The 19,843-nt window shown below is 46.4% G+C and carries 15 protein-coding genes; 5 read left to right on the top strand and 10 right to left on the bottom strand.

From position 1 onward, the window contains the following. The first annotated feature begins 120 nt into the window (after window positions 1-120). From QUB68_RS22195 to QUB68_RS22205, 3 genes are all read left to right on the top strand, one after another. Window positions 121-249: a hypothetical protein gene (locus tag QUB68_RS22195; protein WP_332996499.1), complete on the top strand. Its 129-nt coding sequence runs from the start codon at window positions 121-123 to the stop codon at window positions 247-249. A gap of 123 nt (window positions 250-372) precedes the next feature. Continuing rightward, window positions 373-816, top strand: a complete 444-nt coding sequence (locus QUB68_RS22200; protein WP_332996500.1) for a DUF4332 domain-containing protein — start codon at window positions 373-375, stop codon at window positions 814-816. A 210-nt stretch (window positions 817-1,026) separates the two neighbouring features. Next, entirely contained in the window at window positions 1,027-1,377 is a 351-nt protein-coding gene (locus QUB68_RS22205) for a Spx/MgsR family RNA polymerase-binding regulatory protein (protein ID WP_332996502.1), read from the top strand. An 11-nt stretch (window positions 1,378-1,388) separates the two neighbouring features. Here QUB68_RS22205 and QUB68_RS22210 read toward each other — a convergent pair whose 3' ends face one another. From QUB68_RS22210 to QUB68_RS22225, 4 genes are all read right to left on the bottom strand, one after another. Further along, window positions 1,389-1,838, bottom strand: coding sequence for a GNAT family N-acetyltransferase (locus QUB68_RS22210; protein ID WP_332996504.1), 450 nt, complete (start codon window positions 1,836-1,838; stop codon window positions 1,389-1,391). Further along, window positions 1,819-3,438, bottom strand: a complete 1,620-nt coding sequence (locus tag QUB68_RS22215) for a cyclic peptide export ABC transporter (RefSeq protein WP_332996506.1) — start codon at window positions 3,436-3,438, stop codon at window positions 1,819-1,821. The genes QUB68_RS22210 and QUB68_RS22215 overlap by 20 nt, the downstream gene beginning before the upstream one ends. A gap of 148 nt (window positions 3,439-3,586) precedes the next feature. Next, window positions 3,587-4,639: a Uma2 family endonuclease gene (locus QUB68_RS22220; protein WP_332996507.1), complete on the bottom strand. Its 1,053-nt coding sequence runs from the start codon at window positions 4,637-4,639 to the stop codon at window positions 3,587-3,589. Between the two features lie 138 nt (window positions 4,640-4,777). Then, the gene (locus tag QUB68_RS22225) at window positions 4,778-6,355 is read right to left on the bottom strand and encodes an NAD(P)H-quinone oxidoreductase subunit N (RefSeq protein ID WP_442923115.1); all 1,578 of its coding nucleotides are present in this window, start codon (window positions 6,353-6,355) and stop codon (window positions 4,778-4,780) included. A gap of 557 nt (window positions 6,356-6,912) precedes the next feature. On the opposite strand from QUB68_RS22225, the gene QUB68_RS22230 reads away from it, so the two are divergent. Beyond that, window positions 6,913-7,464, top strand: a complete 552-nt coding sequence (locus QUB68_RS22230) for a protein-tyrosine phosphatase family protein (protein ID WP_332996509.1) — start codon at window positions 6,913-6,915, stop codon at window positions 7,462-7,464. A gap of 92 nt (window positions 7,465-7,556) precedes the next feature. Here the strand turns inward: QUB68_RS22230 and QUB68_RS22235 are convergent, their stop codons facing one another. The 3 genes from QUB68_RS22235 to rnhA form a co-directional block, all read right to left on the bottom strand. Then, a complete protein-coding gene (locus tag QUB68_RS22235) occupies window positions 7,557-8,381 on the bottom strand; it encodes an alpha/beta fold hydrolase (protein ID WP_332996512.1) in 825 nt (274 codons plus the stop codon). 208 nt (window positions 8,382-8,589) lie between these two features. Beyond that, window positions 8,590-9,228 carry a pentapeptide repeat-containing protein gene (locus QUB68_RS22240; protein ID WP_332996514.1) on the bottom strand — a complete coding sequence of 213 codons (639 nt, stop codon included), beginning with the start codon at window positions 9,226-9,228 and terminating at the stop codon, window positions 8,590-8,592. Window positions 9,229-9,534: 306 nt separating this feature from the next. Further along, complete coding sequence (gene rnhA, locus QUB68_RS22245; protein WP_332996516.1) at window positions 9,535-10,440, bottom strand: ribonuclease HI; 906 nt, start codon at window positions 10,438-10,440, stop codon at window positions 9,535-9,537. Window positions 10,441-10,519: 79 nt separating this feature from the next. Between rnhA and QUB68_RS22250 the strand changes: the two genes are divergently transcribed. Continuing rightward, window positions 10,520-15,640, top strand: a complete 5,121-nt coding sequence (locus QUB68_RS22250) for a CHAT domain-containing protein (protein ID WP_332996517.1) — start codon at window positions 10,520-10,522, stop codon at window positions 15,638-15,640. Window positions 15,641-15,811: 171 nt separating this feature from the next. On the opposite strand, the gene QUB68_RS22255 is transcribed toward QUB68_RS22250, so the two are convergent. The 3 genes from QUB68_RS22255 to QUB68_RS22265 all read right to left on the bottom strand — a co-directional run. Beyond that, window positions 15,812-17,284, bottom strand: a complete 1,473-nt coding sequence (locus QUB68_RS22255; RefSeq protein ID WP_332996518.1) for a hypothetical protein — start codon at window positions 17,282-17,284, stop codon at window positions 15,812-15,814. Window positions 17,285-17,300: 16 nt separating this feature from the next. Continuing rightward, on the bottom strand, window positions 17,301-17,639 hold the full coding sequence (locus QUB68_RS22260; protein WP_332996521.1) for a hypothetical protein: 339 nt from the start codon (window positions 17,637-17,639) through the stop codon (window positions 17,301-17,303). Between the two features lie 237 nt (window positions 17,640-17,876). Further along, a partial coding sequence (locus QUB68_RS22265; RefSeq protein WP_332996522.1) for a CHAT domain-containing protein occupies window positions 17,877-19,843 on the bottom strand: 1,967 nt, incomplete at its 5' end.

Consider the following 19,843-nt stretch of genomic DNA (forward strand, 5'->3'; position numbering starts at 1 on the left):
TTTGGTTCGTAGTAAGGACTTCAGTCCTTTAATTCTCCGCACTAAAGCACTAAAGTCCTAACTTCCAACTTAGCAGCCATTTTCGCAAAAAGTCTAATCTTTATCTTATTTCCTGCTGTCATGTTTTTCACAGTCTTTTTTATCGTCTTTGCCGTCATCTCCAGCATGATTTTGTTCAGCATGAACTTTGCCAGACTGCAAGCAAAAAATGCTGAAAGCATTACTGCTAAAGCAATGCAGCAAGGATAATCCCCCCGCGAGCGGATAAATTCGTTGGTCTGGTTTTTGTTGATTTGGTGACAAGGGCGATCGCCTCTATTGACGGTTTTATCTTTGAGACTTTAAAGTATAAGTAAATTCACTGAAAAAAATATGAAAACTTCTCAGAAAGCTCCTAAAACTTCCGTGCAAATACGGGACTGGCCGATCGAACACTTACCGGGTGTGAGCAATGAAAACCAGTCTCAACTGGAAAACTGCGGCATCACCACAACCGCCCAACTAATTCGCATGACGAAAACACCCGCTGCGAAAGTGTTGCTAGCACATCAATTACAGATTGACATTCGATATGTTAATAAATGGGTAGCGATGGCAAATTTGGCTCGAATTCCGAGTGTAGGCTGTCAGTATTGCGGGCTGTTACTCCACGCGGGCGTTGCTTCTGCGGCTCAATTGGCTCAAATGCCCGTCGAAAGATTGCACCAACAAATCTTAAGACTGCACGTAGCGACAATGCAGCGCAATGACTTGACTCCTTCGGTCGATCGCGTGCAAAAATGGATTCAACAAGCTAAATTAGTCATTAGTCCTTAGTTATTGGTTATTAGTTATTGGTTATTGGTTATTTGTTACTTGCGGTGCCCTGAGCCCTTCGGCTACGCTCAGGATAAACTCCGCCGAAGGGTTATTAGTTATTTGTTATTTGTTATTTGTGTTGATTCTAATGCCCAATCCCTCCGCTTCGCTTCGCCCAATCCCTCCGCTTCGCTTCGCCCAATGCCACATTTCCCATTCCCAAATATTATGTCAATTCAAGTTTACGGAATTCCCAACTGCGGCACCTGCAAAAAAGCTTTCCAGTGGCTCACAGATAGTGGTGTTACTTACGAGTTCATTAACACAAAAGAACAGCCGCCCACTCGCGAAACAATTCACAACTGGGTAGCTGCGTTAGGTTTTCAACCAATGCGAAATACCTCCGGTCAATCTTACCGCGCTTTGGGCGACGAGAAGAAAGATTGGACTAGCGAACAGTGGGTGGAAGCTTTTGCTAAGGATGCAATGCTGCTGAAACGTCCTCTTTTTGTTAAAGATGGAACGGCTGTTTTAGTAGGTTTCAAAGCAGAAGTAATTCGAGAAAAATTGGGGCTTTGAGTTGGCTGAATTCAGGGTTTTAGCCGCCGCATATACTTCATTTCTCCCACGTTACTCGTGAAACCCCAACGCTCGTAAAATGGTATCATTTTCGGTAAACAGTTAAGACTAATATTCTCCACGGATTGGAGTTTGGGATGATTAGCAACTGCATCCATCAACACCCTACCCAGTCCACTCTTTCTCTGTGTCGGGTGGACAATCACATCAAAAATCATCGCCCTGTACACAAAATCGGTGATGACGCGGGTAAAACCAATTAGCCGTAGCTCGCGGGGCGGGACGCCATCGCCCTCATCGACCAAACCAATGGTAACATCAGTAGCGGCCAGCATTCTCACCACATCCTCCCGCTTCCGGTTGTCGCACCAAAACTCATTTTTGTACAAATCCATCAAGTCAGAAACCTGATTTTCGGTCAAAGTTGCGACTATGCGGTACTTATCCATGTTGTCGGTCATACTCAATTTTACCGTAATCTAGTTTAATTGCGCGATCGGCTAAATCAAAATAGCGGTCATCGTGACTGATGACAAACACCGTTTTCCCTCGCCGCTTTAACTCCGGTAACAACTGCTTGTAAAAAATATCCCGAAAAAACGGGTCTTGATCCGAAGCCCACTCATCAAACAAATAAATCGGCCTATCTTCCAAATAAGCAGTCAGCAAAGCCAACCGTTTTCGCTGTCCCTGAGACAAAGCAGTAGTAGACAAAACACCATCTTTCACCTGAACTTTATTATCCAAATGAAACTCTCGCAGATATTCAGCCGCCTGATTGTCCAAATCGTGATTAGTCATCCCCAAAAGCCTTTCAAACAGATAGAAATCCGAAAAAATCGCCGAAAAATGTTGCCTGTACCACTCTCTATTTTCATTGCCAATCGGCTGTCCATCTAGGAGAATCTCTCCCGATTCAGGAATGTACAAACCAGTAAGTAACTTAGCAAAAGTAGACTTACCGCTGCCATTACCACCGACAATAAACACCAATTCACCCGGATGAAATTTTAAACTAATTTCGCCCAAAACAAAATTACTGTCTTCCTTATCTCCCGGATAGCTGTGAGTAGTCCCCTGCAACTCCAGCATTTTCCAATCAGCATTTTTCACTGGTTGAAGCGCAGCAGTTATCTCAGATTGACTCGCCAAAGCCAATCCCATTTTTTCAATCTTCTCCACAGAAGTATTAGCCCGAAAAATCAGTGGCAACCTTTGCAAAATATTCTGAAACGGAGACATCAAATAGGTACTTGTCAGAATATAAGCTGACAAAACAGAAGTAGAAACTGGCACAAATTTCGGCAAAGCAAACAATAGCAAACCAATTAGCATGAAAAATAGCAATTGTCCGACTCCCGTCGCCACTGCTGCGGTATTCAGCGCCTGCAAATTGTAATTCCGAGAATCAGCAGCACTTACCTGCAACTCTTCATCAAAAAACTCCTGACGGCGCAACGAATGCAGTTTCAGTTCCTTAATTCCTTCAGTAATGCTCCGAAAATGCTTGAACAATATATCTTGTTCTTCCCGCGCCAAATCGAAGAATTTCCGCATTTTGTTGAGCAGCAACTGCACCGTGCCAATCATCAATCCTAAAAAAGCAAATACGACAACAAAAACCGCGCCCGAAATCGTACTTAAATAAAATAAACAGCCGACAACAACGGCCATATCAACGCAGATAAAAGGAATCAGAAATATAGTATTAGAAAGCGTTCCCACGTCATCTGTGAGAGTAGCCAACAAGCGGTTAGCGCCCAATTCTTCCAAGTGCCGCAAAGGAGAAGACAGAATCCCTCGGCTCAAACTCAGCCGCAGGTTGTAAACAGCTTCTTGAGAAAGGTAGATTAACAAAAATTGGGAGATAACGCCGGTGACGAGAGCCAAAACTGCTAATCCGGCAAAATACCAGACTAAATTCTGATTTGAATTGTCGCTGATGGCGCGGTTGATGAGAGCAATTAACTGAGCGCTGCAACCGCCGCTAATTAAGCCGGTGAGGATGGCGATGGAAACATTTACCCAAGAAGCTTTTAACAGTAGCCAGATTACATTCATCCGATTTTATTCCTATTTGGTAGGTGTTTGTAGTGAGGGCTTTAGTCCTCTGTAAAAGAAGGACTTTAGTCCTCACTACGAACCTATTTTGTTTTTTTGTTACAGGGTTTGCTTTTTCTGAGGACTAAAGTCCTCACTACGAACCTAATTACTGCTGCACTTCTATTTCCTCGGTTTCAAATACTACTTTATTGTAAATCTCGCTCATAGACATTTGCACTCCCAGCGCTGCGAAAGAAACTATTGCCGCTTCTCCCTCATATTCCTGAAACAACCATTGATTAGATTCATTTTTAATATACTGTGCGACTAAGAATTCGGATTGATTGACTAATACATACTCGCGGAATTCAGGAATCGATCGATAAAACCGAAACTTATCCTCTCGATTAACATCCTCGCTATACTTAGAAAGCACTTCTACAATCAACACAGGATTTAGTATTTCATCATTCCGTCCTTCCGTCAAAGCAGGTTCTCCTTCAATTATCATAATATCAGGATAAGTTCCCTGTCGGTATCGAGGAATCCACAACCGCAAACCGCTGATAAATACTTCTGCATTCTTCCCCTGCAAATCAGTATCCAAACCAGCAAAGATATTGCCTTTAATCTGGCTGCGATCAATCGTGCTGCCTGCAATTGGTACAATTTCTCCATCGCGGTATTCATTTCTAAACTCAGCAGTTTCCTCTAACAGTCGATACTCATCTGGAGTATAAAACTTTGGCTGATTTTTTACTAACATTTTTGCCTCATGCAGCACCGGAAAATTCACCGAATTAGCAATAAAACAAACATGATGTGCGTTGTCATGCAAACTGCGGGCTTTTTCCAAATCGTCACCAGCTTCAATTGTGACGATGGGATGCAAAATCACTTCAGTAAACCGAATCTTGCCATTTTTTTGTGCCATCTTGCCCGTCGCTGCATCCGAGTAAGAAATCACCCGAATCCCAGCACGAGCGCATAAAGCAAGATAGCTTAACATATGGCAAGCTGACAGTGCCATCAAAAGCAAATCTTCGGGATTGTACAGCGCAGCATCGCCCCGAAAAGTCGGGTCTGCTGAACCCACAAATGGCGGCTTACCTTCAATATTTATGGCATACTCGCGAGAATAAGCCTCGTAAGATGAAGTAGAACCTTGAGTGGCACCAGTCCAAACAGTATTGATGCGGTATAGGTGTTCTTTAGTCATTCTCAATTACCCACTTTTATCGGCGTTAATCTGCCTACATCTGCGGTTAAAAATCATAACTAACAGTATATCACAACAATAAAAAAACGCCCAACTTCACATAGTTAGGCGTTTTTAAGCTTTCAAAACCAGGTAAAATTAATCCTGGCTAGAAAACGAATTAGATTCGATTTTCGCAGCAGTAGCTACAACAGGTTGGACGTGACTCAATGCCGACTGCAACATGGGAGTTTTGGTAACAGCATCATTAGCCAAATTAAACAAAGGATTCGACAGAATACCCGCCAAAGTTGTCGCAACCAAAGTCAGTACAACGCTGACTTGCAAAGGCCGCATTCCTTGAAGGTTCCAGCGAACTTCGGGATAATTCTTCACCGCGTCCGACATCTCTTGAGGTTCTTTTACTACCATCATCTTGACGACGCGGATGTAGTAGTAAATCGAAATTACGCTGGTAATTAATGCCAAGATAACTAAGCCGTAAAGTCCAGCTTGCCAGCCAGCCCAGAACAGATAGATTTTGCCGAAAAATCCAGCCAAGGGCGGAATTCCGCCGAGAGAAAGCAGGCAAATACTTAAGGCTAAAGTTAGCAGCGGGTCTTTTTGATACAAACCCGAGTATTCGCTAATTTGGTCGGTTCCAGTCCGCAGGGAAAACAGAATGATGCAGGCGAAAGCGCCCAAGTTCATAAACACGTAAACCAACAGATAAAATATCATGCTGGAGTAACCGGCTTCTGTGCCTGCAACTAAACCAATCATCACAAATCCGGCTTGGGCGATCGACGAATAAGCTAAAAGCCGCTTCATGCTAGTCTGGGCGAGGGCAACCACATTGCCCAACACCATGCTGAGTATGGCTAAGGCTGTAAATACGAAGTGCCACTGTTCGATAAGTGCGGGGAAAGCTGTTGTTAACAACCGGATTGCTAGGGCAAAACCGGCGGCTTTGGAACCGACAGAAAGGAAGGCGACAACGGGTGTTGGCGAACCTTCGTAAACGTCTGGTGTCCACTGGTGGAACGGAACTGCGGAGATTTTGAAGGCGATACCGGCGATCGCAAAAACCAAAGCAACCACCAAACCGAGAGATTGACCGCTATTAACAGTAGAAAGGTTGGCTGCGATCGCACTTAGCTTAGTTTCACCACCAGACAACCCGTACAGCAGCGACAAACCGTAAAGAAACACCGCCGAAGAAGACGCACCAATTAACAAATATTTCAAAGCAGCTTCATTGGAACGCGGATCGCGTTTTGTGTAACCCGTCAGCAAATAAGACGAGATACTCAGAGTTTCCAACGAAATATAAATCATCACCAATTCATCAGCGCCGCTGAGGAACATTCCCCCCAAAGTAGCGGTGAGCAAAATGCCGATAAATTCCGCTAAAGCAGTACCCGTTTGTAGTACATAGCGGACGGATATCAAAATAGTGACAGCCGCAGTCAAAGCGATAATGCCGCGAAACACTAAACTCAAGGCATCGCTGTTAAAACCGCCCAGAAACGAGATGGTATCAACGTTATCCCACTGCAAACACAAGGCAGCGACGGCGGCCAGCAAACCCGCAACGGCAACGTAGGGAGTCCAATTAGAGGAACTGCGGCCTACGATTAAATCGCCGACGAGAACCACCAAGAGGGTGATGATGACAATTCCCTCTGGCAAGATAGTTCCAGCATTTAGCTGGGCGGCAAGAGTAGCAAAATCCATATTTTCACGCAGGTTGGGTAGTACAGGTCGAAACGGCTGTAATGGGCAGTGAACTTGTAAAAATTCTTTACCAAACTGGATTGTAGCGGATTACAGCTTCCCGATCCCAGTTGGGCGGGTGTTTGTTGCCGGGGAGGTGGCGGGCCCTGCGGTGCAGGAGTTCACAGGTGGCGATCCTGGGCTGGCGCGATCGCTCAACAATATGTATTAACAGTGGACAGTTGACAGTGGACAGTTGACAGTTGACAGTTGACAGTGGACAGTTGACAGTGGACAGTTGACAGTGGACAGTGGACAGTTGCATAACCCGAATCAAATCATTGATGCAGTAAGGGTATCGGCTCTATTCATGAAGTTATTTATGTCCTCACCGACGTGGCGGTTGCTATATCAACAGGAAGCAGCAGAGGTTGTCACCCAGGGTGCACGCTGATTGTGCCGTGTCTGAATATATCGGCGAGCGACGAATTTTTGATTTAAGAGCTTGCTCAACCACAGATGAAGCAGTTAAAAATCCTATATAATTGTAAGCTAATTAGCATTTTAATTTAGGGTTAATGCACAAGTTCGCGGCGGCTTCGGAGCATGAATTAATTGTGTTTGGTGCGGCAAAACCGGGATACCGCGATGAGGAAGTTGCTCGATGGATTGATTTTATGCGGTGCCAGAAGGTCGATCGAGTTTGCTGCTTGCTTCCTCATCGTAAGCTCATCCGCTACTCAGACTTGCTGGGAACCTACCGAAAAATCTTTGGGTGCGATCGCATCTGCTGGGCACCGATCGCAGATTTTGAATTGGCCGATCGCGAAATTTTAGTCGATCGCATTTTACCGTTTTTGGCATCTGCAAATAGCACGGGCGATCGGGTGGTAGTTCACTGTGGCGGTGGGATTGGGCGCACAGGACACGTCTTGGCTGCTTGGTTGGTCTGCGGGCGGGGTTTTTCTAACCAAGAGGCGATCGCGGCTGTCAAAAAAACTGGTAGAAATCCCTATGAAGCTGCAATTTTTGCTGTTTTCAAAGGTCGAAATCCGTGGAAAGTTGCTGAAAAACTTGATGCTTTGTTGGATGATTGCCGGATCGGTTTTGGGAATGAGTTATTTGAATAGATAAATCTTCGATCGATCGGTCAACCGCAGATGAAGGCTGACTAACGCAGATAATTTCAATGGACTTATGACGACTGACAACTGACAACTGACTACTGACTAATCAAGGCCGCTGTCACGGCTTCCGCGAAGGGAACAGGCGCATCAAGTTGCAACCAGTGGCTGGTTTCTGGTATGACGGTGGTGGCAATTTGGGGGCGGAGTACGTGGAGGCTGAAAGGCCAGGAGTTGGACGGCGCGAGGACTGCTGAGATTTGGGTGCCAGGAGTTACAAGGATGCGATCGATCGCACCGACGGCATCGCAGGCAAACATACCTTTGTACATACCGATCAGGCGATCGCGCGGCGTGGCTGCGAGGCGTGCGATCGTGGTTTCGCGCGTCGCAGGAGTACCGCCTTCGAGGGCTTGGGCGAATTTTTCCTCTGCTGCGGCGCGGTAGCCGTCGCCCGCCAGCGCTGCGAGGAAGGGAACCATCTGTGCTTCGTACACGGAGGGCGGCAGGTAGTTAAAGTCACCGGGAGGATCGGCGAGGATGATGCGCGTCACCCGCGTTGGGGCGGCGGCTGCGGTGGCGAGGACGACAAGGGCGCCGAAGCTATGCCCGACAAGGGCTACTTGCGGGATCTCCAGCTTGTCGAGGACGGCGAGGATGTCGGCGGCGCAGCTATCGGGGGTGTAATCGCCGTCTGCTGGGGGATCGGAGGCGCCGTGGCCCCGGAGGTCGATCGCCAGAATGCGCTGGTTTTGGCCGAGATTGGCGCGCAAAAGTGCGATCGTCTCGTTCCACACTCCGAGATCGTATGCCATACCGTGTACTAACAGGAGGGGGACGGCTGGTGGTGCTGCGCTGCTTGCCGCGCCCGTGTCGGTGAGATTGAGTCGCCCCGTTGGGCCGATCACAGTTGCAATGTGCATAAAATATCTGGACTTGAAGGTTGTGTTCTTAAAACGGTTTGTAGTGCGTCCTGGTGTCCGCTCTCCGGTTGCGGACTGTGATCGGGCACTACGAACGCACCGGTTTGTAGTGCGTCCTGGTGTCCGCTCTCCGGTTGCGGACTGTGATCGGGCACTACGAAATAGAAACGCGGGGTATTAATAATTGAATGTCGGCGCTCAACTTATTTTACTCAACTATCGCCTCATTTAAGCAAACTTTTCTTAAGTCTGCTCTCCCTAAATTTGCACCTCTTAAATCTGCATTTTTAAAGTTAGCATTGCTTAAATCTGCATAACTCAAATCTGCACCTCTGAGATTGGCATCTGATAAATTAGCTCCCGCTAAATTAGCCCTAACAAATTGCGCTCCACTCAAGTTGCTGCCACTCAAATTTGCTACTTTCATCTGTGCTGCTGTTAAGTTTGCTTTGCTTAAATTAGTGCCGCCCAGGTCAGCCAAATTCAATTTGGCATAACTCAAATCAATGTTTTCCAAGCAAACTTCACGCAATTGGGCGCATCTCAAGTTAGCATTAATAAAAAATCTTTCTCCCAGGGCGTAACGGCGCAGAAATTCGTCAACAGGCAGCCGAACTAAAATTGTTTCGCAAGCATTTTGGTAGCACCACGATGTCTCCAGCAAACTAGCGGCTGCTTCAATTGCTACCTTGTCACATTTAGGAAGAACCAAACTATTGCACCCATCCCACTCACCGTTGAGCATAAATGCCATGTCAGAAGCTGCTGCAATTGAGTGGCACAGCAAAACGGTTTCTGGTTTGGGTTGCAGCCAGTTGATCAAACCGAGCAAACTCTGGTTTTTCACTGTATATTCATGATTTGTTTGTCTTTGTTAATTATAGGTGAAATTATTTTTATAGCAACCGCCACATCGGTGAGGACATAAATAACTTCATGAATAGAGCCGATACCCGTACTGCATCAATGGTTTGATTCGGGTTATGCAACTGTCAACTGTCCACTGTCAACTGTCAACTTATAATATCTTGAAATGGGTAAGGTGCGCAGCGCGCACCTACCGTTAGAGTTCTGGGAATTAGTCCTAGATATCGCCGCAGGCAGAAGGCACTTGTCAGAATCTGACTGATGAGTGATGACTGATGAGTGACGACTAATCCGTTGTACTTACGTGGTCGATTCTCTCTAATTGCCAGAGAATTTGGTTGCCCTCGCGGCGCACCCGCGAAACTACCCAATTGCGCCAAACCCAGTTGTCTCCGCGACTGGTGACAGCGCTGGCATTTACATCCATCAAATCAGCCAGTTCAGAACTGGTAATCAAGTAGCCTTTGGTGGCCACTTCATCGGCGATGTGCAAGGTTTCGATCAGATTGCGAAGTTCCTGAACCCTCACCTCGCGGGGCAAGTTCTCCAGGGTATCGGCAGTTGAATCCATCATGGTAGAGTTGGAGATCGGAAGGTCAGAAGTTATGACATAGGATTCTATCGTTTTGTTACCAGTTGCGTCCGTTTCTGCCAAAACAATTGGGTTTTCCGAACCGAGGGGCGGTGTCGCCGCGCTCGCCCCAGCCTCGTCTGCTGTTGGTGGATGCTGTTGCAGTTGGGGAGTGAGATTGTGGGAGAAGTTGCGGGCGATTTCGTCGCACCTGTCGTTATAGAAGTCGCCGGAGTGGCCGCGGACGTGTTCCCACTTGACTTGTCGCGAATTCAGCTTATCTAGCAGGTGCCAGAGGTCTTGGTTGACGACATCTTTGCCTGTCGAAGTTTTCCAGCCTTTATTTTTCCAGCCTTGAATCCATTTGGTGATGCCGTTTTTAACGTATTCGCTGTCCGTGTAAAGGGTGACTGGTTCCGTTTGACCGGAATTGGCAAAAAATTCGAGGGCAGCGACGGCAGCCTGCATTTCCATGCGGTTGTTGGTGGTTTGAGGGTCTGCGCCCCCGAGTTCGTGACAGTTGCCGTCGGCGAAGCAAACGACTGAACCCCAGCCGCCGGGGCCCGGGTTGCCAGAACAAGCGCCGTCTGTGTACAAGCTTTTGATTTTGGGAGTTGTCATGAGCAATTAATTTGTTACTTGCGATTATTCTGTTCGCGGGTGCGATAATTGAGGAAAATTGCGATCAACTGTAGCTGCCATGAAAAACGCCAACTTAAAGATTAAAAAGGTCGGGCTATTTATTTGTCCGTTTTCTTTGTTAATTTTTAATACTTTCGCGCAGGCGCAAACAGTCGTGCCTGCTGCTGACGGTACTGGCACGGCTGTCACCCGCACCGGCAACCGCTACGATATCAACGGCGGCAGTTTGTCGGGAGACGGGGCGAATCTTTTTCACAGTTTTGGGCAGTTCGGCTTGAATGAAGGTCAGATTGCTAATTTTTTGACTAATTCGGCTATTCAAAATATATTAGCTCGCATTGCTGGCGGGAACCCTTCGCTAATTAATGGTTTAATTACTGTCACGGGCGGCAATTCTAATCTGTTTCTAATTAATCCTGCGGGGATTGTGTTTGGGCCGAACGCGAGTTTGAATGTGCCGGCGGCTTTCACTGCGACTACTGCTAATGGTGTTGGTTTTGGTTCTAATTGGTTTAATGCTGCTGGTACAAATAATTTTAGCGCGTTAGTTGGCACGCCAAATGCTTTTTATTTTGGAGGGACTCAACCGGGAAGTATTGTTAATGCTGGCAATTTGGCTGTGAGTCCGGGGCAGAGTTTGAGTTTGCTAGGCGGTACGGTTGTGAGTACGGGGCAGTTGTCGGCACCGGGCGGGCAAATTACGGTTGCTGCTGTTCCGGGTGAGAATATTTTACGGATCAGTCAACCGGGGCATTTGTTGAGTTTGGAAATAGCAACGGGCGGAAATTTTGGTAATTCTCAACAAACTTTAAATCCTGTTTCTTTGCCGCAGTTGCTGACAGGTTCTGGGCAAAATCAGGCGGCGGGTGTTGCGGTTGCTGCTGATGGTAGCGTGCAGCTTGTGGGTTCTGGTTTGCAGGTGAATTCTGGGGATGTGGCGATTGCTGCTGGGAATATGTCTGTGCTGCCGCAGGTGAATGCGGGAAGTGCGAATTTATGGGCTGCGGGAAATCTCACGTTAGCGGGTGCTAGGCTGCAAACTGCGGGGGATTTGAGCTTGTTGGCACGGGATGCGGTGCGGGTTCGCGACAGCGTGCAGAATCCGTTTTTGGCGAGGGCTGGGGGGAATTTAGAGATTAGGGCCGATCGCGCGATCGACATTCTCACCGTAAACGCCACGGGCGGCTTATCTCTTCCCGCGCAATTTCAAAGCGGTGGCAATTTGAGTTTAGTTAGCAACGGCGTGATTTCGGGGGATACTCACTTTGCTTCGAGGGGCAATTTTTCGGTGCGCAATCTGTCAGGAATGCCGGGAAATTTTGTGAGTTTATTTGACCCGATTATCAGTTCCGAAGGTGATGTTTTCTTTGGAGATTATACCGGGGTTTCGCTGAAAGTGGAGGCGAGGGGGAGTATTATTGGTGAGGATATTACAATTACTGGCCCGGATGTGGCATTGCGGACTGAAAATGTCAATTTCGACGACCCGGATATTGCGATTTTAACCAGGAGTCCGGCTTTGATTCTGCGGGCGGGTGTGGCAAATTTGACAAACCCTGTTAATGTTTCTCCTGACAGTTTAGGTGAGGATACAAATTTCACTGCGGAACCTGTTTTTAACAGAAATTTGATTGCTGTGGAAAATATTGTAGCAGGCGGGCCGGTTATTTTGTCGGCGACGGGAGATGTGGCGACTAGAGATATTAATGGCGGACAAATTAGCCTCGAAAGCAGGGAAGCTGGAGTAGTGGTTGGGGGCAGATTAACGTCGAGTTCGACAATTAATATTCAAGCTGTTAACAATATTATATTGACAAGTGACATCTCTCGCGGTGATATCAACGGCAATATTACTCTGAATACGACTGGGGGTAATATCGTAACGGGTGCGATCGACACTGGGAATGCTGGGGCGATCGACATTACAGCAGCCGGCAATGTGAATTTTGGGACTTTGCAGGGTTCTCAAGTTAATGTTACCAGCAACTCGGGCGCTGTGGGAGTGTTGAGAGAACCCAATACAATTGTCCCCAATACAACACCCGTCAACGTTACAGCCAGCGAGAATCTCACTTTGGCAGCTTCGGGCGACTTAACCGTAGGGGATCTCAGGGGTGCGACTGTCAGGGCTACCAGCAGCAACGGGAGTGTCGCTACGGGTGCGATCGCAAGTACGGGAGATGTGAGAATTTTAGCAAGACAGCAAATCAGCACAGCGCCAATAACTGTTAATCGGGCCGCCGGAAGTGCAGTTAGTGCGATCGTTCCGACAGTCAATCTAGACGCACAAACTAATATTAACGTGGCATCGGTTAATGCTCCCACTGCTACAATTGCTTTGAGAGCAACCAATAACTTAAATGCCGGAAATTTGCAAGGGGGAGCCGTTGATGTTAGCAGCAATACGGGGAATATTACCACTGCGAATACTTCGTCAACGGGAAATATCAATGTCAGGGCTGCGGGAAATGTAAATTCTGGAACTTTGCAGGGTATCGGAGTTAATGTTGCCAGCAATTTTGGAACTGTTGCTGCTGGTAATACTAATGCTACAGGTAATGTGGATTTGACCGCTTCTGGCAATTTAAATGCAGGGAATTTGCAGGGAGTTGGGATTAATCTTAATAGCACTACCGGAAATGTCACCGCTGGTAATATAACCGCTTCCGAAAAACTTGTAATTTCGGCGGGGAACCAAATTCAAGCAGGGATAGTTAATATCACTCGCGCCCCCACAGGCGCAGTCAATCCCCTGTCGGCGGTAACTCTGAGCGCCCAAAATAATATTAGCGTGGCAGCGATTGATGCTCCTGCTGCCAGTATTGTTGCGAGAACATTAAGTAACTTTACTGCTGGGGATTTGCAAGGGGTTTCTGTTGATGTTAATAGCGGTGGAAATATTGCGATCGGCAATACTTTGTCAACGGGAAATGTCATTTTACAAGCTGCGGGAAATGTGACTGCGGGTAATTTGCAGGGAGTTGCTGTTGATGTTAATAGCCGCCGGGGAAATGTCACCACGGGGAATATAAATGCTGCGGAAGTTGTGGGGATTTTAGCGGGAGGGCAAATCAGAACTGAGGCAATAAATGTTAATATTTTTGGACGCAATCGTACTTCTACGGTAAATATTAATGCTCAAAATGATATTAGCATTGCATCGGTCAATGCTCCGGGCGGTACGGTGAATATCGGGACTCCGGGTTTAGTGCGAGTGACTGGTACTTTTGACCAAAATGGCACTCCTGTGAGTATCTCAACGCTTGGCGGCAATCAACCCGGTACTGTTACCATCCGCCACGGGGGCGGCGATGTCAATCCGCCGATACCTTTTGGGGTGGGAGATGCGACGGTTAACGGGACTGCTGGGGCGATCGCCAGCAATACTTCTGGTACGATTACTGAGGGTCAATCTTTCATAAATTCTTACACTCAGGGCAATAGTGCGATCGTCACTACCAACCAACCAACTATTCCCGGCAATCCGAATAATCCCGACAATCCGAATAATCCCGACAATCCTAACAATCCCAACAATCCGAATAATCCGAATAATCCAAATAATCCGAATAATCCGAACAATCCGAACAATCCGAACAATCCGAACAATCCGAACAATCCGAATAATCCAAATAATCCCAATAATCCCAACAATCCGAATAATCCAAATAATCCCAATAATCCCAACAATCCTAACAGTCCGAATAATCCAAATAATCCCAACAATCCGAATTCGCCATCAGATAGAGGGCGGATTTTTCCCGAACCCAACCAACCCTTTACCCCCGAACAGCAGCAGAACCAAAATAGTATATCGCGAGATATAGGAAAACCCGGAGAAAGGATGCCGCCGGAAAGAATGCAATCTCCGAGAGGATTGAAAAATTTAATCGGTGCAAATGCCAGAGAACCAGTTTTTCAATCAGCATTTCGCAGCGACATCGCCAAGAACATTGATGCTGGCAAAATATCGGCAGCTTTGTCTCTGCTGGACAAATCTTTTAGCCAAGAATTCCAGGAATATTTCGGCCTTAACAGCAGCGACGAGTTGCTGTCTCCAGACGACATCAAAAAAAAGTTAGCATCCGTGGGCGCAGAAACGGGCACGAAACCTAGTTTAATTTATCTGTTTTCGCGATCGGACAAATTAGATTTAATGTTAGTAGATTCTTGCGGTGCAGTGGTTCACAAAAGCGTGTCGGAAGCAAACCGGGAAGAATTGCTGAAAGTTGTCACTGAATTCAGGGGTGAGATTACTAAGCCTGGGGTGCGGGCTACTACGAGTTATCTACCATCAGCCCAAAAGCTTTATAAGTGGATGGTTGAGCCTTTGGAGAAGGATTTGACCAAGTGCGAAACGGATACTATTTCCTTTGTGGTCGATCGGGGTTTGAGAGGTATGCCGTTTGCTGCTTTGCACGATGGAAAGCAATTTTTGGTGGAAAAATACAGTCTCAGCCTGATGCCCAGCATTAATTTAACAGATACTCGCTACGTAGATATCAGAAAATCTGAAGTTTTAGCAATGGGCGCGTCGCAATTTTCGGAGTTGAATCCTTTACCAGCGGTTCCTGCGGAAATAGCAGCTATTTCGCGAGAGTGGCCTGGAGTTAGTTTTCTAAATGAGGGTTTCACTTACGATAATTTGAAACGACAGCATCAAAGCCGACCTTTTGGGATTATTCACTTAGCTACTCACGGCGAATTTCGGCCTGGTGCACCGACTAATTCTTTTATTCAGTTATGGGATAGTCGGTTGAGGCTAAATCAATTGCCTGATTTGAGATTGAATAATCCGCAGGTGAATCTATTAGTTTTAAGTGCTTGTCGGACTGCGGTGGGTGATGCACAGGCGGAGTTGGGTTTTGGGGGATTGGCGCTGCAAGCGGGGGTGCAAACGGCTTTGGGGAGTTTGTGGTATGTTTCGGATGAGGGTACTTTGGGATTGATGAATGAGTTTTATCAGCAGTTGAAAACTGCGCCAATTAAGGCGGCGGCGCTGCGACAAGCGCAGATTGCGATGTTGCGGGGAGATGTGCGTTTGGAGGGCGGCCGATTGCGGGGTTCGAGTCGGGGTGAGGGGGTGGAGTTGCCGCAATCTTTGCAAGGATTTGCTGATTTGAAGTTGTCGCATCCTTATTATTGGTCGGCTTTTGTGATGATTGGGAGTCCTTGGTAATTGGGTTTGTAGCGGTTGAAGACGGCGATTGAAAAAGATTGAAATAGAAGAGTTGGCGGTTGAAGATGTCGGTTGAAGATGCGATTGAAGACGGCGATTGAAATCGCGTCTACACAGACAAAACCCGCCTCCGCGGGTTGAAGAGTGGGCGGTTAAAATTGGCCGTGTTATCTACGAACCTGTTTGATTTTGGTCGTTTTTTTTCGGTTTAGTCACGCACCAAGTGATGCCGGCTGCGAAAAGGGCGATCGCACAACTCAATAAAAACGAGAATGCAAACGGATGCAGGTGCATGACAACTGGGATTTGATGGTTTTGGACTGTCTCGAAGAGTTTGTCTGTACCGCTGGATGCTGCGATGCCTCCGGCTGCTAAACCTACGCCGATCGCCTGTACTGTGCTTTCTAGGCGATCGTCCCGATCTTTCTCTTCTTCCTCGCTTTTGCGGAGTGCGATCTGGTTTGTGCGATCGTTCTTGGCTTGTTCTATTTCTACTATGCCGCGGATTGAGGCGATCGCCTGTTCGATTAAGTCTGTCCCGTGGCGGAAGTATCCTAAATCTCCTGCAATTTGCGATCGGAAATAAGGAGCAGTTTTTATACTGAAATTATTTAATATAGATAGTTCTTCCTTATCTATTTTTATACTGACATCATTTAATATAGATAGTTCTTCCTTATCGGTTCCTAGTATATCACAAATTTTCTGCAAAATGTCAGTGTAATTGTTAAGATTTATCGCAATACAATTATCATAATCTTCAAGTTTTCGCAGCAGGCGAGTATATGACAAGCCTTTGCGGAGGAGAACTTTTAGCTGTTCCTTAAAACTCTGCAATTTTTCCGGTGCCAATGAACTGAACCCTTGGGTGAGTTGCTGCTGGAGATATTCTATATCGTCCTCTATTTCGGCGTATTCGCGATCGAGTTCATGGTAAACTTTGCGGCTGTCTTGAAAAGCTTTGATGATTTTGTTGCGGTGAAAAAACAAATCTAGTATTTCTTCTTGACAGGTATTAAAATCCTTATCTGTTTGTTTCTCGGCTAGCAGCCAGACAATCAGGTGGCGGTAATTCGCAATATCGGCAATTGAACCGTATTCAAAAATTGGACTACCGAATAATTTACCCGAACGGTAGAATGGAGGTAGTGAATTACCTTGGAATAAAGCATTGCGGCATTTATCGGCGAGGGGTTTTAGGAGTTTTAAATCATCCGATGAGTTTTCGGGAAGCCATGCGGTGATGAGGAGAGTTTGACCTAAAAAATTGTCATCGCCGCTGATAAGTAAAGCTTGATTTGGGTTGAATTCCTTGATTAAATCGACATCTTCATTATCAGCCGTGCCGTCTTCCGGGCAACCTATATTTAAGCAGAAAGCATAGCTATCTTGAATTTGTAGCGGCTGGACAAAACCTTCTATGGGCGGATTGCTGGTGAATCCCAGGAGGACATTTGGCAGCAAATCGTTGCGGTAGCTGTGAGATTTTTGGGGGAAAACTAGATTGGGCGTTACCGTTTTATCCGTGAAGTTGGCGAGGATGTTGTCGCAGTGTTTCCACAGAGGATTATTGCTGCCCTTACTGTCATTTTGCAGTTGGAAAGCGTATAAATAAACATTGGGGGCAGAAATTTTGTAACTCATGTTATTGGCACAGTGGCTAGGATTTGGGAATTCGTTTTTTTAGATTTTCGGGTAATTCTGGGTAGCGGTTTGATAATCTTTCGTTTTGTCCTTCTATTTTGGTGGCTTTCGGCTGGAGTTTTCTATCTTTTCCATCTTGTCTATCAATTAAAATGATCTCATTTGTTATTTCAGGATAGTCTTCACACCAATTGCCAATGGCATCGGCTACTTCCTGATTGGATGAATCCGCCATCTGGGATATCGTGTTGTTGAGATTTGCTAAAGCGTCAACCGCCCCGAATTGTTCAAATAATTCGGGTTTAGTTTCAAAGACTTGCAGGAAACCTGAAATAAACTTTTCGTCGTCTGTCATGGTTGATTTCTCTTTGAATTATAGTAAGGTTATCGTTTTCTAAATTTAGCACTAAGGTCAAAGAAACCGGGTTTCTTGCGATAAATCTCAAGTGGAACAGAAAATCTAGGAAGAAACCCGGTTTCTGAATCCTGGTGAGTAAGCCCTCAACTCGGTGGCCAAGAAACCGGGTTTCTTGCGATAAATCTAAAGTGAAACAGAAAATCTCGGAAGAAACCCGGTTTCTGATACCAACGCTTATTGTCCAACCGCGCAGAAAGGTGCCCAGTACATAGGAGATTGGTAAGGTTGATAATCCTGTTTGAAACCGCGCCTGTATCTGTTTTGAATTTTCTCCTTGTGTGCGCTATTCAGCAACTCCGAGGCTGCTACCCATTTTAGCAAATCTCCGACGCTTAAATCCCGCAGCCACAACTGAGACTCGCGCAAAGCGATAGACACAGCGGGCCGACTTTCTGAACCCAAAAGTTCATAAAATTTTATCATTAAAATCGCCGTAGATACGTCATTGACAGCCCACAAAGTGCTGAGTACACTCGTCGCCCCGGCATAGAAAAAACCGCTAGTCAATCCGATATACTCATCTGTGGTATTTCTAGCATCGGTTAACGCTGTTTCGCAGGCAGAAAGCGCTACTAAACGGCACTTACTTAACTGCAAATCAAAGATTTCTGTCAGAGTCAGGCATTCTGTGATGTCGAAGGTTTCGCCTCGGCGGGAACGAATGTAACTTTTATTCTCGGAGGGAACCCCCCCCAGCCCCCCCTTGCTAAGGGGGGGAGTTTGATTACCTTCTGTCTCCTCACTTACCAAGGGGAAATCTTCTGTTGTATCGCCACTTACCAAGGGGAAATCTTCTCTTGTCTCCCCCCTTACCAAGGGGGGATTAAGGGGGGTTATCTTTGCGCCGGCTAGGATTAATGCGGATTTTTCGGGATTGAGAAAGTCGAAGAAGCCGTGACAGGAAAAGTGGGCGATGTCGGCATTTTGCAAGCTGGCAATTTGTTGTTGCAATCCTGTTTTGCTGGCGTTTTGCCTACTCAATACTTCGGCGGGAGTGAAGGATTTGGCAATGGCTTCGACTTCGATATCGGTGAAGTCTAAATCTTCTGTGGGGTTTTGGATGGCAAAAAATTTGCGGGGTGATGTGTCTTCTGCTGTCAGCTTTACCCGCTGAGATAATTGCAAAAGTTGGCAACTGGGAGTGTATCTCACGCCGCCTGGGAAAAGTTCGAGAAGACATCCAGTTTCTACGGTTTTGTCTGCTTTTTCTAGGCTGCTGGTGAGGGCGTGTAGGGGGAATAGGTGCAAGTATCGGAAGGGAACTAAGATTAATTTTTGGCAGTTTTCGGGGAGGCGAGAAATTATTTCGTCGATGTGCAGAATCTGGGCTAATTTTTCCAGGCGGCTGTCTAGTTGGTTTTTCCAGTTGTCGTATTTTTCCTCATCTTTGATATCGTCGAGATATTCCTGTTGTAACTTTTGTAATGCTTGCAAGTCTTGATAGGAAGATTGCCAGACATCCGGTTGAGGAGAGTCGCGGGTTATAATGAAAACTTTAAAGCCATTGTAAGTAATGTACCATTCTAAAATTGCTTCATTTTCAGCTAAGAGGCTGCGAATTTCTGCAAAACTAATCCGCTGTACTTGGCTGGGGATGCTGCGGACTTTGTGAAATAATTCTACGAGGTTTCTGGTTTTGCTGCGTTCGATGTATTCTAGGGCGGCTGTGGAGTTTTTCATGTCTAGGCAAACTTCTACCATTGACTGATAAAGTTTATTCCATTCTTCTGCTAATTTCTGTCTGTCTGCTTCGCCGCCGATAATGATTTCACTCCGCATTAATTCGACCGTCTCGATGGCAGAGTTAAAGGTATTGTAAGCTTCTGGGAGTTGGGAATTATCCTGGTAGGTAACTCCGAGACTATATAAGGTGTTAGCATTATTTATAGGAAATGCGTCGCGGGTGTGAATTTCCAAGGATGCCTCAAAAGCTGCGATCGCCAGTTCCAGATTCTCGGCTTTTTCCCCTCTGATTCTGTTGTGGTAGGCAGTCCCCAAATTATTTTGAGTTCCTGCCCAATCTTGAGGAAATGCCTTGCGGGTGCGAATTTCCAAGGATGCCTCAAAAGCTGCGATCGCCAGTTCGAGATTCTCGGCTTTTTCCCCTCTGATTCTGTAGAAGTACGCACTCGCCAAATTAT

The sequence above is a fragment of the Microcoleus sp. A006_D1 genome (genome assembly GCF_036702805.1).
Taxonomy (GTDB): Bacteria; Cyanobacteriota; Cyanobacteriia; order Cyanobacteriales; family Microcoleaceae; genus Microcoleus.